The sequence below is a fragment of the Herbidospora sakaeratensis genome (assembly GCF_001570525.1).
Taxonomy (GTDB): Bacteria; Actinomycetota; Actinomycetes; order Streptosporangiales; family Streptosporangiaceae; genus Herbidospora; species Herbidospora sakaeratensis.
The window spans coordinates 38,775-53,350 of record NZ_BBXC01000027.1 but is presented as its reverse complement, the minus strand read 5'-3'; the positions used below and the strand labels follow the sequence as shown (position 1 = coordinate 53,350).

The window sequence follows — 14,576 nt, the reverse complement described above, 5'->3', positions numbered from 1 at the left end:
CGGCCCCCGCGGGCGATAGGACGGAAATCCCCCGGTCAAGACCACCCCCGATGGCCCTCATCGGTCCATAGATCACCCACCCCAAACCCCCGAACAGTCCAGGGCCGGGAAAGGACTCGGGCAAACGGCGGACGGCGGGCCCGCGGACGCCCCGAATCGCCGGAGCCCTTTATCCGTCATTCGGCACGACGACCACGAAACCCAGTGCAGAAATACTGCCAAAGTAAGACATTTACCACCCGAACGGACCTGGTCAGAGCCTCAGACGGCATATTCGCCGCAACCTGGGCTCCTTTTATCGAATGGGATCGGTCATCCCCGCGTTATCCAGGTCACTACCATTTACTCGTGCTTCCTGATAAATATCCGACAAAAGCCGTCTTTCTTGATCACAGCGGCCGCCGCCGCCGGTTGATGACGATGGTGTCGATCGGGTCGAGCGTCCCGCTCGTGGCACTGCTCGCGATCGTGGTCGGCGGCCTGCTGTCCGACACGCGGCTCTCGGTGCACGGCTGGCCGGGCGAGCGGCGGGGAGGCTCGGCCGACCTGGCCACGTCCGGTCCCGCGATGGAGGCCCGGCCGAGCCGCCTCGCGCGCCCGTCGGCGTCGCCGACGCCCCCGGCGATCCGCCCCGCCGTCGGCGTCGCCCGCCCGGCCTCGCCACCGGCGACCCCGCGGCCCTCACCCAGCCCGGAGCCCACACCCCATCCGGAGCCCTCACCTCATCCGGAGCCATCGAGCAGCCCGGCGCCGAGCGCTTCGGCGCCCGACTTCGCGACCACCCCCGAGGCCGACGCCTCCCCCGGCGTGCCGGCCGACCAGGGCGGCGGCCTGATCGACCTCGACCTGACGATCCGATGACGCCGGCCGGGCCCGGTGGCCGGACCCGGCCGCCGCCCAGGGGCCGCTCCCCGCGCCGGCGCCCCGGGCCGCCGTCGGCGCCGACCGCCACGACCGGCGCGCCGTCCGGGCCCCGGGGGCACTGGTTCCTGTTCGCCGCCGGACTGCTGCTCGTCGCCGCGGCGCTGACGCTCAACGGACACGCCACCGACGTCGTCGGCGAGACGCGGCCGCCGCCGCCCGCCGCCGACCACTCGTCCGCAGAGTCGGCCGCCGTCCGGCGCGGCGGCCCCGTCGTCAACGTGACGGGAGGCCGGCCCACCAGCGTGCGCGTGCCGGGCCGGACCGTCGCGCTGACGTTCGACGACGGCCCCGATCCCGTCTCGACCCCGCGGGTGCTCGACGTGCTGGCCGAACACGGCGCCAAGGCCACGTTCTTCGTGGTCGGCTCGAAGGTGGCGCGCCACCCCGACCTGGCGCGGCGCATCGTCGCCGAGGGCCACGAGCTGGGCAACCACGGCTACTCCCACGCCGACCTGACCCAGGTGCCCGGCTGGCGGCTCCGGCTGGAGTCCTCGCTCACGCAGCGGGCGCTGGCGGGCGCGACGGGCCTGCACACGACCCTGGCCCGCCCGCCCCACTCCGGCCTCGCCTCGGCGACCACGGCCTCCCAGTGGGAGGCCATGAAAGGGCTGGCCGCCGAAGGTCACCTGATCGTCCTGAGCGACCTCGACGCGGAGTCGACGCCGGCGCGGGGCGCGGGCGCGGTCGTCACGATGCGCGAATCGGACGAGACCCTCGGCCGTGCCCTGGAGACGTTGACGGGGCAGGGCTACCGGGCCGTCACGGTGAGCGAGGCGATCGGCATGCCGTCGGCCCACCGGCGGGCCGGCGGGGTCGACCGGTTCTTCGGCGGCGCGCTCAACGTCGCCCAGCGGGCCTCCGAGACCTTCGTCGACGTGCTGGGCTGGGCGCTGGTCGCCGCCGGGGCGCTCACCCTGGGGCGGTTCGGCTTCTTCGTCGTGCTCGCGGCGGTGCACGCCCACCAGACGCGAGGGGGCACCCGGCGGAAACACTCCGTGCGGGTGTGGCCCGGCCCGCCGCCGGTGAGCGTGATCGTGCCGGCCTACAACGAGGCGGCGGGCATCGAGGCGACGGTGCGCTCGCTGGTGGCCACCGGCTATCCCGGCGAGGTCGAGATCATCGTCGTCGACGACGGCTCGACCGACGGCACCGCCGACCTGGCGGCGGGCTTCCCCGGCGTACGGGTGATCCGCCGCCCCAACGGCGGCAAGTCGGCCGCGCTCAACACCGGCCTCGCGCACGCCTCGCACGAACTGCTCATCATGCTCGACGGCGACACCGTCTTCGAACGCGCCACGATCGGCCGCCTCGTCCGGCGGCTGGCCGACCCGGCGGTCGGCGCGGTGAGCGGCAACACCAAGGTGGGCAACCGGCGCGGCGCGATCGGCCGCTGGCAGCACATCGAGTACGTCATCGGCTTCAACCTCGACCGCCGCGCCTTCGAACTGCTCGACTGCATGGCGACCGTGCCCGGGGCCGTGGGGGCGTTCCGCCGGTCGGCGCTGGAGGCGCTGGGCGGGGTCAGCGCCGACACCCTCGCCGAGGACACCGACCTGACGATGGCGCTGTGCCGGGCCGGCTGGCGGGTGGTCTACGAGGAGAACGCGGTGGCCTGGACCGAGGCGCCCGCCTCGCTCGGCCAGTTGTGGAAGCAGCGGTACCGCTGGTGCTACGGCACCCTGCAGGCGATGTGGAAACACCGGCACGCCGTGATCGAGCGTCACCCGTTCGGCCGCCGCTGCCTCGGCTACCTGGCGCTGTTCCACGTGCTGCTGCCCCTGCTGGCGCCCGTCGTCGACCTGCTGGCGGTCTACAGCGTCATCGTGGACGACCCCCTGCCGGTCGTGGCGGCGTGGGCGGGTTTCGTCACGGTGCAGATGGCCATCGGCTGGTACGCCCTGCTGCTCGACGGCGAACGCGCCTCGGCGTTGTGGATCCTGCCGCTCCAGCAGTTCGTCTACCGCCAGCTCATGTACCTGGTGGTCATCCAGTCACTGGTGACGGCCCTGCTGGGGGTGCGGCTGCGCTGGCACGGCGTGCGCCGCGAGGGCACCTTCAACGGCCCGGCCGACCCGCCGGCGGTTCACAACGGGCGCAGGTCGGCCACCACCGGCCGGTGATCCGAGGCCGCGTCCAGGTCGGCCTCGCCGGCGGCCGCGACCCCCCGGGCGACCACCGCCACACCCGGTCCCGTGAAGATCGCGTCGATGCGCTTGCCCGCGAACGTCGCCCCGTCGCCGCCCTCGGCGTAGCGGGACGCGAGGTGCTTCCACGCCGCCGCCCCCGGCAGTTCGTTCAGGTCGCCCGCCAGCACCGGCACCGCGTCGAAGCGGGCGGCCGCCGACTCGACGCGGCGCACGATCTCGACCGCGTGCGCCAGCCGGGCCCCCGCGTGCAGGTCGAGGTGGAAGGAGGCGGCCGCCAGGCGCAGGCCCTCGGCCTCGACCACGGCCACCGCGATCGAGCGGCGTTCGAGGCCCGGGAACCAGCGCAGCCGGCGGTGCTCGGCGTGCAGCACCCGGACGCCCGGCCGGACCAGCACCGCCACCCCCGAGAGCCGGGCGTGGCAGGCGAGGTCGAGCCCGGTCAGCCGGGCTGCGGCGCGCCCGAGGCCGCGTTCCTGTACGCACACCACGTCGGCGGCCAGCGCACGCACCACCCGCGCCAGGGCGGCGCGGGAGTCACGCAGGCCGTGCAGGTTGTAGGTGGCGACCCGGATCAGGGCAGCCGGGCCAGGTCAGCCGCGCCGACCACACCGGCGGAGGCGCCGAGTTCGGCCAGCCGCACCTCGGCGACGGGACGGTGGCCCCGGCCGGTCAGGCGTTCGGCGAACGCCTCCCGGGCCCGGTCGAGCCAGAGGTCGGCGGCGTTGGAGACGCCGCCGCCGAGGATGAAGCAGCCGGGGTCGAGGATGGACGCCAGGTCGGCCAGGCCCTGGCCGATCCAGTCGGCCATGTGGGCGAACGCTTCAAGGGCGACCGGGTCGCCGGCCCGGCCGGCGTCGGTGATCTCGCGGCCCTCGATGCTCTCGGGGGTGCCGCCGGCGAGCTTGAGCATGGTCGCGGCCCGTTCGGGCTCGGCGGCGGCCATCCGCTGCGCGTCGCGGACCAGGGCGTTGCCGCTGGCGTACTGCTCCCAGCAGCCGAGGTTGCCGCAGCCGCACCGCACGCCGCCGGGCACGGTCTGCATGTGGCCGAGCTCGCCGCCCATGCCCCAGCGGCCCCGGTAGACGGAGCCGCCGAGGATGAGGCCGCCGCCGATGCCGGTGCCGACCGTGACGGCGATGAGGTGGCTCTCGCCCCGGCCGGCCCCGAAGCGGAACTCGCCCCACGCCATCGCGTTGGCGTCGTTCTCGACCACGATGGGCAGGCCGGTCATCTCGGTGAGCTTGCGCTGGAGGGGTTCCTCGCGCCAGGCGAGGTTGGGGGCGAACCGGACGACGCTGCGGGTCTCGTCGATGAAGCCGGCGGCGCCGACGCCGACGGCCTCGACCTCGTAGGAGTCGGCCAGTTCCTTGATCGCCTCGGCCACGGTCTCGGCGACCTTGGCGGGGTTGTCGGCCGGAGTCGGTTTCAGGAGACTTTCGACGATCAGGCCGTGGGCGTCGACGACACCCGCCGCGACCTTGGTGCCGCCGATGTCGATGCCGATGGTCAGCGCCATGTCGTCTCTCCCGTCAGGCTCAGCCCAGATCTATGTGCTCTACCTTCGAACCACCCGCCGGGTCAGCCGGCCCGCGCGGAGACGACGGGCGCTGCAGGGAGTCGACCGCCTGCCGGAAGGCCGCGAGCAACTCGCTTCCCGCCGTCATCAGATGGTCACTCACGTCGCCGCCGGCGTCCCGGCGGGCCGCGATCACCCGGCAAACCGGGCAAGCCCGGCAGATGTACTCCTCGTGATCATGCCCTGAAACCGCCTCGCTCCACACATCCTGAGGGGCGGAAGTCGGGCGGGGGCGCTGGGTGGTGCCGGTCACCCCGGAGAAGGCGCCCTTCACGAAGCCCTTGCCGAGCTCCCGGCCGACTCGCTGCTGCAACGCGTCGAGCAGCTTCAACGCCTCGTCGGCGGCCGAGCCGAAGGGGTCGGGACGTTCGTTGCTTTCCGTCATATCTCGAACCGTACCCGGAGGCGGCCGTCGCGGAGCGCCGCCTGCGCGACCTCTCGGCGGGCCAGTGCGGCGGGCAGCGCGATCACCCGGCGGTAGGGGCCGGCGGTGATGATCAGTTCGTCGGCCTTGCGGCCCAGGTCGATGTCGTTCTTGCCGGCCAGCGGCAGCGCGAGCACGACCTCGTCGGCGGTGAAGCTCAGCGGCGGCTCGCCGGTGACCGGGCCGAAGGCGTCGGCGCTGCGGTAGAGCTCCTCGGCGACGGCGGCCAGCGCGTCGACGCCGACCGGTTCCTCGGGCAGGTAGGGCACCGGCAGGATCGGCAGCGGCTCGAACGACGCGCGCACCGTCTCCATCTGGCGGGCCTGCGCCTCGACCCATTTGGCCCGCCACGGGTCGGCTCCCCCGTCGGGGAAGACACGGTTGGCGATGACGGCGTCGACGCGGTATCCGTACAGGGAAAGGGAGGTGAGGGTGCGCCGGGCCTCGGCGACCACCACCGCCTCGGGGGTGAGCACCAGCCTGACCGACGCGTCGTCGCCGGTCAGCAGGGCGCGCACCTCCATCAGGCCCTTGTGCAGCCGCTCGCCCGCGTTGAGCACGCCCTCTTCGGGCGCGCTGACCTTGGCGACGGCGCGGATCACCGGGGCGACGGCGCGCATCACGCGGCGGCCGATCGGCAGCAGCCGGGTCACGTGCCAGTCGAGCGCCTCGGGCAGCGCCAGCAGGCGCAGGGTCTCGGCGGTGGGCGCGCAGTCGACCACGACGACGTCCCAGCGGCCGGTGCGGGCCTGCTCGCGCAGCTCCAGCAGCGCGATGATCTCCTCGGCGCCGGGGAGCACGGTCACCTCTTCGGAGGTGATGGCGTCGAGGCCGAGCTCGCTGAACAAACCGCGCGCGTATTCCTGCAGGTCGCCCCAGTGGCGTTCCATCGCCTTCTGGGTGTCGACCTGCTGCAGGTAGAGACCACGGGCCACCTCGGCCGGCTCGCCCGACGGGGTCGCCGCGAGCGCGTCGGCCAGCGAGTGGGCCGTGTCGGTCGAGACGACGAGGGTCTTGAGCCCGCGCCGGGCGGCCAGGGTCGCGGTGGCCGCGGCCGCCGTCGTCTTGCCGACGCCGCCCTTCCCCGTGAAGAGGAGGGTTCTCATTGCTTTTCGACGCGCTTCTTCAGCCCCTTGAGGGCCGTGTCGATGATGACCTTCTCGGCCTTGCGCTTGATCATGCCGATCATCGGGACCTTCAGATCGACCGCCAGCTCGTAGGTGACCTCGGTCGAGCCGCCCTTGTCGGCGAGGCGGTAGCTGCCGGTCAGGCCGGACACCATCTTCCCGGCCTCGGCGATCCGCCAGCTGACGACCTCGTCGGTCCAGCTGTAGGCGAGCACGTAGTCGTCGCTGATCACGCCCGCGTCGAGGACGAACCGGACGGTCGCCGGCAACCCGTCGTCGCCGGTCGTGAGGACCTGCGCGGACTTCACCTGACCGGCCCACTCGGGGTAGGAGGGGAAGTCGGCGATGACGGCCAGGATTGTCGACCGGCTCGCGCCGATCACGATGCTCGACGTGGTGCGATCAGCCATGCAGCCGACCTTAGCTCACAGGTCCAGGGTGAACGGTGTCCCGCGTCCCCGGAAATGCCCGACATTCAGGCATTCGGTACGCCCTATTCGTGTCCTGGGCGCCAGAGGTTGGTGGACGTGCCCGAAGAGGGCGTAGCGGGGCTGGTGGGTCCGGATGTAGTCGAGAGTGGCCTCGCTGCCCCTCTCGAACCGTTTGGCCACCACGTCGTAGAGCAGGTCGGGGATCGCGGGCGGGATGTGCGTGCACAACACGTCGACCGGGCCGAGGGCGGCGACTTTGGCGGCGTAGACCTCGTCGGGCACCTCGTAGGAGGTGCGGTAGCGCGTCTGCAGCCCGCCGCCGACGAAGCCGAAGGTCAGGCCGCCGATCTCGGCCGTCTCGCCGTCGAGCACGGTCTGCCCGGGGCGGACGTAGTCGGGCCAGAGCGCGGGCACGTCGACGTTGCCGTAGGTCAGGTAGGCGGGCACCGGCATGGCGGCGAACAGGTCGGCGTACTGGGCCCGGACGGCCTTCTCGATGTGCTCGCGGGGGTCGCCGCCGAGTTCGGCCCACAGGACGGCCGAGAAGGCGCGGGCCTCGTCGAAGCGTTTCTCGGTGCGCAGCCGGATGTACTCGTCGGCCCGCTGGTGGCCGAACAGGTCGGGGAAGATGCCCTGGGAGGTGTCGGCGTAGTCGATGAACAGCACCAGGTCCCCGAGGCAGATCAGGGCGTCGGCGCCCACTCCGGCCTTGGCGAGGGCGTCGGCACGGCCGTGGACGTCGCTCACGACGTTGATGCGCATGGGCGACATGATATTCCCGAGCAAGTGCTTGGTTACGAAGTGATGCCGGTGGGCGTTCACCTGGTCACGGGCTGATACCGTGCGAATGACCGGATAACGCCTGTGTGACGGCTCTATCCCAACCTCGTGTCACGCGGTAGCGTCCCGGGAAACCTGACCGAGCCGGGTCCTATGAGGAGTGACCGTGCAGGAGTACACCGTTCCCGTGCTGGTGGACGTTCCCTTGTCGGCCAACTGCACCGACGCGGTGTTCCAGCGGGCCGCCGACACCCCCAACGCCGTCGTGATGAAGGTGCAGGACGGCAGCGAGTGGAAGCCGGTGACCGCCGGCGACTTCCGGCAGAAGGTCGCCGGAGTGGCCAAGGGCCTGATCGCCACCGGCATCGAGCCGGGCGACCGCGTCGCGCTGATGAGCCGCACCCGTTACGAGTGGACGATCGCCGACTACGCCATCTGGGCGGCCGGCGGCGTGGGCGTGCCGATCTACGAGACCAGCTCCCCCGAGCAGGTGCGCTGGATCGTGTCCGACTCGGGCGCGCGGGGCGCGTTCGCCGAGACCGCCGGCCACCAGGAGACCCTCCGCGAGGCCGCCCCCGACCTCCCCCACGTCTGGACCTTCGACGAGGGCGCGATCGAGGCGCTGATCGAGGCCGGCAAGGACGTGCCCGACGACACCCTGGCCGAGCGCCGCGCCTCCCGGGGCGGCCACGACCTGGCCACCATCATCTACACCTCGGGCACCACCGGCCTGCCCAAGGGCTGCCAGATCACCCACGACAACCTGCTGTTCACCGCGCGCAACGTGGCGCAGGGGCCGCTGGAGAAGATGTTCTCCATCGACGAGCGGGCCGTGCTGCTGTTCCTGCCGCTCGCGCACAGCTTCGCCCGCATGGTCGAGATCGTGACCGTCGAGACCGGCACCGTGCTGGCCCACACGCCGAACATGAAGAACGTCGCGCCCGACCTGCAGGCGTTCAAGCCGACGTTCCTGCTGGGCGTGCCGCGCGTGTTCGAGAAGGTCTACAACGGCGCCGAGCAGAAGGCCACCGCCGACGGCAAGGGCAAGATCTTCGCCACCGCCGCCCAGGTCGCCATCGACTACAGCAAGGCCAAGAACGACGGCGGCGCCGGGCTCGGCCTGCGGCTCAAGCACGCCGTGTTCGACAAGCTCGTCTACACCAAGCTGCGCGCCGCCACCGGCAGCCGGCTGACCCACGCCGTCTCCGGCGGCTCGGCGCTGGGCGAGCGCCTCGGCCACTTCTTCCGCGGCGTCGGCATCGAGGTCCTGGAGGGCTACGGCCTGACCGAGACCTCCGCGCCGTCCACGGTCAACATCCCCGGCGCGAACAAGATCGGCACCGTCGGGCGGCCGTTCCCGGGCGTCACGATCCGGATCGCCGACGACAAGGAGATCCTGGTCAAGGGCCGCCACATCTTCAGCGGCTACTGGAACAACGAGAAGGCGACCGCCGAGGTCATCGACGCGCAGGGCTGGTTCCACACCGGCGACGTCGGCGAACTCGACGCCGACGGCTACCTGCGCATCACCGGCCGCAAGAAGGAGATCCTGGTCACCGCGGCCGGCAAGAACGTCGCCCCCGGCCCTCTTGAGGACAGCATCCGGGGTCACCGCCTGATCAGCCAGGTGCTGGTCATCGGCGACGACAAGCCGTTCGTGGCCGCGCTGGTCACCCTCGACCCCGAGGCGATGGCGGGCGTCACCCTCACCCAGGAGCAGATCCGGGCCGAGGTGCAGGGCGCGGTCGACAACGCCAACAAGATGGTGTCGAAGGCCGAGCAGATCAAGAAGTTCGTCATCCTCGACGGCGACCTGACCGAGGAGAGCGGCCACCTGACCCCGTCGCTGAAGCTCAAGCGCAACATCGTGATGCGCGACTACGCCAAGCAGGTCGACGAGCTCTACGGCTGACCGACCGGCGCCCTCAGCAGTTCGCCGAAGCGGGCGGCGACCTGGTCCCAGGTCCACTCCCGCTCGATCCACTCCCGGCCGCGCGCGCCCATGGCCCGCGCGGCCTCGGGGTTCCTCAGCAGCTCGATCAGCGCGGCGGCGATCTCCCGGGCCGAGCCGCCGTCGACCACCAGCCCGGTCTCGCGGTGCCTGACCGCGTCGGGGGCCCCGCCCGACGCCCCGGCGACCACCGGCAGCCCGCTGGCCGACGCCTCCAGGTAGACGATGCCGAGCCCCTCGACGTCGAGCCCGCCGAGGCGGCTGCGGCACGGCATGGCGAACACGTCGCCGGCGTCGTAGTAGGCGGGCAGGTCGCGGTCGGGCACCGGCCCGGTGAACCGGATGTCGGCCCGTCCCCGCGCCGCGCGCTCCAGCGCCGCCCGCCCCGGCCCGCCGCCGACCAGCAGCAGTTCCGCTTCCGGTACGGCCCTCGCCACCTCCGGCCACGCCTCGATCAGCCGGTCCTGCCCCTTCCGGGCGACCAGCCGGGACACGCAGACCACCACGGGCCGCTCGCCCAGCCCGAGCTCGGCCCGCACCCGCTCGCCGCCCGCGCCGGGCCGGAAGACGGTCGTGTCGACGCCGGGCGCCAGCCGCGCCAGTTTCCCCGGCGGGATGCGGGCCGACAGGTGGCGGCGTGTGTAGTCGCCGAGGTAGGTGACGACGTCGGCGTGCGCGCCGATCCGGCGCAGCAGGCCGCCCGCCAGCGGCAGCCGGGCCCACGACGCCTCGTGGCCGTGGGTCAGCATCACCACCCGCCCGGCCCCGGCCGCCCGCAGCGCGCCGCCGAGCAGCCCGAGGGGCGCGGCGGCCCCGAAGACCACGGTGGAGCCCGGGTGGACCAGCTCGCAGGCCCGGCGGGCCACGGCGCGCGTCGGCAGCATGAGGCTCGTGGGGTGGCGCACCACCTCGAAGCCCTGCCGGGCGTCGAACTCGGCGCAGCCCTCCCAGCGGGGGGCGTACACCACGACCGAGGAAGCGGGCAGCCGGACGGCCAGGGCGTGCACGAACGACTGGATGCCGCCGGAGCGCGGCGGGAAGTCGTTGGTGACCACCACGACCCGGCTCACGGCACCTGCTCACCGTGGAGCAGCGCCCACGACCGGGCCATGGCGATGCGCTGCGGCGAGGTCGGGTGGGAGGAGTAGAGGACGTACTCCAGGGGGCTGGGGCTCAGGTCGGAGATGTTGCGGACGGCCAGGTTGCGCTGCATGGCGGCGAACGTGACCGGGTCTTCGGTGATCTCCAGGGCGTGGGCGTCGGCGCGCGCCTCGATGTGCCGGCTGACGAGGTTCTGCGCGGGCCCCGACAGGACCGTGCCGAGGGAGACGAGCCCGACCAGCAGCGCGGCCGCCTTCGGGTCGCCCAGCGACGGCACGCCGGTCCGGCGGCGCAGCAGGTTGCCGGCGACGAACAGCGCGCACGCCCCGAACGCGGCCCCCAGCGCCCCGACGAGGGTGCCGTGGAGCACGTCGTCGGTCTTGGCGTGGCCGAGTTCGTGGGCCACGATCAGCTCGATCTCCGGCTCGGGCACCTGCAGCAGCGTGTCGTAGACGACGATGCGCCGGGTCGCGCCGAACCCCGAGACGTAGGCGTTGAGCGCGGTGGTGCGCCGGGAGGCGTCGGCGACCAGCACGTCGTCGACCGGCACCCCGTCGCGGTCGGCCATCGCCAGCAGGCTCTCGCGGAGCGGTCCCTGCCGCAGCGGCGTGAAGTCGTTGAAGACGGGCTCGACCACGATCGGGTAGACGAACGACAACGCCAGCGTCAGCGAGAACGCCCCGAGCGAGGCGGGGATCCACCAGCGGCGCGGCCACCGGCGGGCCAGCGCGATGACCACCACGACCATCACGGCCGACAGCAGCAGCTGGAGGCCGAAGTTCTTCAGCCGGTCGGCGCTCCAGGTGCCCCAGGTCTGGGTCGACAGGCCGTAGTCGCGCAGGACCGTCTCGAACCACATGCCGAGCGGCCACCGGATCGCCAGCGACACGACGTAGATCGCGGCCACGGCGGTCAGCGCCCGCACCCACCACGGCCCCCGGAGCCGCTCGATCAGCCGCGCTCCCAGCGGGGTCGCCACGAACACCGCCGCGATCAGCAGCGTGACGGCGAGCGACAGGTAGGACGGCAGGCTGGTGGCGGCGTCGAAGGCCTCGGCGCGGGCGATCTCGGCGGCCCCGAAGTCGCGGACCGGATCGGGCGTCACCTCGGGCGCGGCCTCGGCGAGCGCGCGCCACGGCGTGGTCACCGCCACCACCACGACGATCGCCACCCCGAGCCCCGCCAGCGCCGCGGCCGCGGCCTTCATCCCCGTACGTTCCACTCCGCCTCCGGAACACTTCGTATCACGTAGTCGCGCCAGGCCGCGGTCAGCTCGGCCTCGCCGACGCCCAGCGTGCGCCGCAGCGCCGTGGCCGGGTCGGCCTGGGCGGCCCGGTAGAGGGCGGTCAGCGCGGCCTCGCCGTAGCGCTCGGCGATGTAGCGGCAGGCGAGCCAGGCCTCCTGGTAGGCCTGCGGGACCCGCGCGCCCCCCGCGCGGAAGTCCTCTCGTGTCGGCAGCTCCCGTGGCGCCTGCCGGTCGGCGGCGAGCTCGGCGGCGACCACCCCGGCCGCCAGCCCGCTGTCACGGTAGCCGACGTAGTCGGCGTAGCCCTCCACGAGCCACACGGGCATGTCGGGACGGGTCGCCGCGCCGGTGGCGACGTGGGTGAGCTCGTGGGCCAGCACGACCACCCGGCCCCGGGCCGAGAGCGTCGCCCAGGCGTGCGGCTCGATCACCACGAAGCCGGGGCCGGCCAGCGCGGCCATGCCGGTCACCGGGGCCGGACGGGCGATCTCGGCCGCCCTCTCGGTCGTGGCGGGCGCCAGGACGGTCGCGGTCACCGGCTCGCCCCAGACCCGCGCCACGGCCTCGGCGGCCCGGTCGGCCTCCTGCGCCAGTTCGGGGAAGCGCCCGTCGGCGGCCAGCACCCGGACGTGCTCGCCGCGGACGGCCAGGGGCCAGCTCTGGCCGTACAGGACCTCCGGGGGGTGCCCGGCGGACAGGACGGCCAGCAGCACGCTGACCGTCACCAGGAACCGCATGTCAACGGATGGTACAAAAACACCGCGGCCCCGCCCGCCGGGAAGGAGGCGGACGGGGCCGATCGGTACTTCGCCGGGCCGACTACATCCCGGGCCGGACCGCGCCCACGAAGGTGCGCTTGCGGTAGGTGTCCAGCTTGTCGATCCGCACCCGCGAACCGGAGTTCGGGGAGTGGACCATCTTGCCGTGGCCGACGTAGATGCCCACATGGCCGCCGCCGCTGGTGAACACGAGATCGCCCGGCTTCATCGCCGTCCAGCTGATCTTCTTCTTCACCGAGCTCTTCTGGGACCAGGTGGTACGGGGCAGTTTGACGCCCGCCTTGCGCCAGGCGAACTGGACCAGGCCGGAGCAGTCGAACGCGCCGGGACCGGTGGCGCCCCACCGGTAGGGGTCACCGATCTGCTTCTTCGCGATGGCGACCGCCTTGCTCGCCAGGACCCGCTGACGCTGGGCCTTGCTGAGCTTCTTGACGCGCTTGGCGGACCTGCTCTTGGTCTGGCTCTTCGCGGCCGAGGGAGCGGCGGGCGCCGCCTCTCCCGAAGCCGGGATCGCCGTGGTGTTCGTGACGGTGACCGTCACCTCATCGGCCCGCGCGGGAGGCGCCGCGACCGCTCCGACCGAGGCCGTGAGCGTCACGCCGCCAAGGGAGAGGCGGGCGATGCGGGACAGGCATGCGGGGGTGGTGGACAGGATTGCTCCTTGGGTCTTCCTCTGATGCCTACCGGGTTAGCTGACGGATTCGGGCAGGGAAGTAGCCCTACGGCGCGGAATTCTCACCGATTCACCCCTGGCTCCGCGGGGGAACCTTTTGGGTCCCCGGTTCCATGCCTCCTGGCTGCATGGATTCGGCTGCGTCGCGTGACGTGCGACACATGGATCTTTATTAAGACATCGGCGCCTACGCACCGGAGTGTCCGCGGACGGCATGGCTTGCTCGTCGCGAAGCCAGAAGTTACCGACTCCGCCATAAGTCGGCAAAGTTTTGGCGAAAGATAAAGATCAGATAAACTCCGGCGCTATTCGAAAACGCCTGCATATCACGGGATTTCGGAGGGTGATGTGACTCTGGTCACACCCCTTGGCACAGAACCCGAAAAAAGCCCCAGACGACACTTTGCGTCGCTCAGGGACGGACGGCCTTGTCGGGGTTGTACTGCGCGAGAGGGGTGATCTTCACCACGTCGCCGGTCTGCGGCGAGTGCACCACCGAGCCCTGCCCGGTGTAGAGGCCGACGTGTCCGAAACCGCTGTGCCAGACCAGATCTCCGGCCTGCAGGTCGCTGATCGGCACCTGCCGGTTCTTGCCCCAGGCCCACTGCTCGTAGCTGGTGCGCGGCAGGCTCACCCCGCCGGCCCGCCAGGCGGCCTGGACCAGCCCGGAGCAGTCCCAGGCGCCGGGGCCGGTGCCGCCGTACTGGTAGGGCTTGCCGATCTGGGCGAAGGCGAAGTCGAGGGCGGCGCGGGCGTTGCCGGAGGCCGGGCCGTTGTAGACCTGGCCGGTGCTCTCGGGGTTGCCCGGGTTGAAGGCGCCCAGCTCGCGGAGCAGCTTCATCTGCTCGTCGACCATCTTGTCGGTCTTCTTCTTCTTGGCCGCCAGGTCGGTGCGGACCTCGGTGGCCTCCTCGAAGGCGGCCTTGCGCTGGTCGCGCTGCTGCTTCAGGCCCGCGATGGCGTCCTCGAACTCGGTCAGCCTGAGCTGGCGGCTGGTGGCCAGCTGGTTGATGATCGCCATGCCGCTGAGGGCGTTCTGGGGGGCCGCGGTGCCGAACATGCCCGTCAGGCTGCGGATGTCGCCCGTCTGGTAGCTGGAGACCGCCAGGCCCACCACACCGGCCCGGAGGGTCTCGACCTTCACGTTCTGCTTCTTGAAGCTGGCGTTGACCAGGTCGTACTGCTTCTTCGACTTCTTGTACCTCTCGTTGGCCTGGTTGTAGTCCTCGACCAACTGGTCGGCCTGCTTGTTCAGCTTCGCCAGCTTGGCCTTCGCCTGGGGGATGGTCGGCTTTGGATCGGCCGCCGCCCCCGCGATCGGAAGAAGCAGAACGAACGCCGCAAAACCAGCCACGGCCGGTACCCGCCCACGCACGCCCGAAACCCCCTCCATACCGGACAGACCTGGGTCGGGACT

The 14,576-nt window shown here is 72.1% G+C and carries 14 protein-coding genes and 1 riboswitch; of the genes, 3 read left to right on the top strand and 11 right to left on the bottom strand.

Annotated elements, in window-relative coordinates:
- Nucleotides 1-348: 348 nt before the first annotated feature.
- Both AW271_RS36110 and AW271_RS36105 read left to right on the top strand, forming a co-directional pair.
- Nucleotides 349-861, top strand: a complete 513-nt coding sequence (locus tag AW271_RS36110) for a hypothetical protein (protein WP_157554996.1) — start codon at nucleotides 349-351, stop codon at nucleotides 859-861.
- Nucleotides 858-3,044, top strand: a complete 2,187-nt coding sequence (locus AW271_RS36105; protein ID WP_083977744.1) for a bifunctional polysaccharide deacetylase/glycosyltransferase family 2 protein — start codon at nucleotides 858-860, stop codon at nucleotides 3,042-3,044. Before AW271_RS36110 ends, AW271_RS36105 begins: the two co-directional genes overlap by 4 nt.
- Here AW271_RS36105 and AW271_RS36100 read toward each other — a convergent pair.
- From AW271_RS36100 to AW271_RS36075, 6 genes are read right to left on the bottom strand one after another with little or no spacing between them, the layout of a single operon-like run.
- Nucleotides 3,008-3,583: an endonuclease/exonuclease/phosphatase family protein gene (locus tag AW271_RS36100; RefSeq protein ID WP_245653366.1), complete on the bottom strand. Its 576-nt coding sequence runs from the start codon at nucleotides 3,581-3,583 to the stop codon at nucleotides 3,008-3,010. The genes AW271_RS36105 and AW271_RS36100 overlap by 37 nt on opposite strands.
- A gap of 59 nt (nucleotides 3,584-3,642) precedes the next feature.
- Entirely contained in the window at nucleotides 3,643-4,587 is a 945-nt protein-coding gene (locus tag AW271_RS36095; protein ID WP_062342500.1) for an ROK family glucokinase, read from the bottom strand.
- Nucleotides 4,588-4,606: 19 nt separating this feature from the next.
- Nucleotides 4,607-5,032, bottom strand: a complete 426-nt coding sequence (locus AW271_RS36090; protein ID WP_062342494.1) for a hypothetical protein — start codon at nucleotides 5,030-5,032, stop codon at nucleotides 4,607-4,609.
- Nucleotides 5,029-6,177: an ArsA family ATPase gene (locus AW271_RS36085; protein ID WP_062342491.1), complete on the bottom strand. Its 1,149-nt coding sequence runs from the start codon at nucleotides 6,175-6,177 to the stop codon at nucleotides 5,029-5,031. Before AW271_RS36085 ends, AW271_RS36090 begins: the two co-directional genes overlap by 4 nt.
- Nucleotides 6,174-6,608: an SRPBCC family protein gene (locus tag AW271_RS36080; RefSeq protein ID WP_062342489.1), complete on the bottom strand. Its 435-nt coding sequence runs from the start codon at nucleotides 6,606-6,608 to the stop codon at nucleotides 6,174-6,176. Before AW271_RS36080 ends, AW271_RS36085 begins: the two co-directional genes overlap by 4 nt.
- A gap of 15 nt (nucleotides 6,609-6,623) precedes the next feature.
- Entirely contained in the window at nucleotides 6,624-7,391 is a 768-nt protein-coding gene (locus tag AW271_RS36075; protein ID WP_083977742.1) for a metallophosphoesterase family protein, read from the bottom strand.
- Between the two features lie 184 nt (nucleotides 7,392-7,575).
- On the opposite strand from AW271_RS36075, the gene AW271_RS36070 reads away from it, so the two are divergent.
- Nucleotides 7,576-9,321, top strand: a complete 1,746-nt coding sequence (locus AW271_RS36070; protein WP_062342587.1) for an AMP-dependent synthetase/ligase — start codon at nucleotides 7,576-7,578, stop codon at nucleotides 9,319-9,321.
- Here the strand turns inward: AW271_RS36070 and AW271_RS36065 are convergent.
- From AW271_RS36065 to AW271_RS36045, 5 genes are all read right to left on the bottom strand, one after another.
- Nucleotides 9,312-10,430: a glycosyltransferase family 4 protein gene (locus AW271_RS36065; protein WP_062342487.1), complete on the bottom strand. Its 1,119-nt coding sequence runs from the start codon at nucleotides 10,428-10,430 to the stop codon at nucleotides 9,312-9,314. The genes AW271_RS36070 and AW271_RS36065 overlap by 10 nt on opposite strands.
- Nucleotides 10,427-11,668, bottom strand: coding sequence for a M48 family metallopeptidase (locus AW271_RS36060; RefSeq protein WP_062342486.1), 1,242 nt, complete (start codon nucleotides 11,666-11,668; stop codon nucleotides 10,427-10,429). The genes AW271_RS36065 and AW271_RS36060 overlap by 4 nt, the downstream gene beginning before the upstream one ends.
- Entirely contained in the window at nucleotides 11,665-12,444 is a 780-nt protein-coding gene (locus AW271_RS36055; protein WP_062342484.1) for a gluzincin family metallopeptidase, read from the bottom strand. Before AW271_RS36055 ends, AW271_RS36060 begins: the two co-directional genes overlap by 4 nt.
- 82 nt (nucleotides 12,445-12,526) lie before the next feature.
- Nucleotides 12,527-13,084, bottom strand: a complete 558-nt coding sequence (locus tag AW271_RS36050) for a C40 family peptidase (RefSeq protein WP_083977740.1) — start codon at nucleotides 13,082-13,084, stop codon at nucleotides 12,527-12,529.
- A 64-nt stretch (nucleotides 13,085-13,148) separates the two neighbouring features.
- A riboswitch (cyclic di-AMP (ydaO/yuaA leader) is annotated at nucleotides 13,149-13,309 on the bottom strand.
- A gap of 262 nt (nucleotides 13,310-13,571) precedes the next feature.
- Nucleotides 13,572-14,513 carry a C40 family peptidase gene (locus tag AW271_RS36045; protein WP_245653365.1) on the bottom strand — a complete coding sequence of 314 codons (942 nt, stop codon included), beginning with the start codon at nucleotides 14,511-14,513 and terminating at the stop codon, nucleotides 13,572-13,574.
- Between the last annotated feature and the right edge of the window lie 63 nt (nucleotides 14,514-14,576).

Bases quoted from the DNA above. Each gene is read 5' to 3' on its own strand.
- AW271_RS36085 (WP_062342491.1), bottom strand. From the start codon at position 6,177: ATGAGAACCCTCCTCTTCACGGGGAAGGGCGGCGTCGGCAAGACGACG.
- AW271_RS36095 (WP_062342500.1), bottom strand. From the start codon at position 4,587: ATGGCGCTGACCATCGGCATCGACATCGGCGGCACCAAGGTCGCGGCG.
- AW271_RS36105 (WP_083977744.1), top strand. From the start codon at position 858: ATGACGCCGGCCGGGCCCGGTGGCCGGACCCGGCCGCCGCCCAGGGGC.
- AW271_RS36075 (WP_083977742.1), bottom strand. From the start codon at position 7,391: ATGCGCATCAACGTCGTGAGCGACGTCCACGGCCGTGCCGACGCCCTC.
- AW271_RS36080 (WP_062342489.1), bottom strand. From the start codon at position 6,608: ATGGCTGATCGCACCACGTCGAGCATCGTGATCGGCGCGAGCCGGTCG.
- AW271_RS36055 (WP_062342484.1), bottom strand. From the start codon at position 12,444: ATGCGGTTCCTGGTGACGGTCAGCGTGCTGCTGGCCGTCCTGTCCGCC.
- AW271_RS36060 (WP_062342486.1), bottom strand. From the start codon at position 11,668: ATGAAGGCCGCGGCCGCGGCGCTGGCGGGGCTCGGGGTGGCGATCGTC.
- AW271_RS36090 (WP_062342494.1), bottom strand. From the start codon at position 5,032: ATGACGGAAAGCAACGAACGTCCCGACCCCTTCGGCTCGGCCGCCGAC.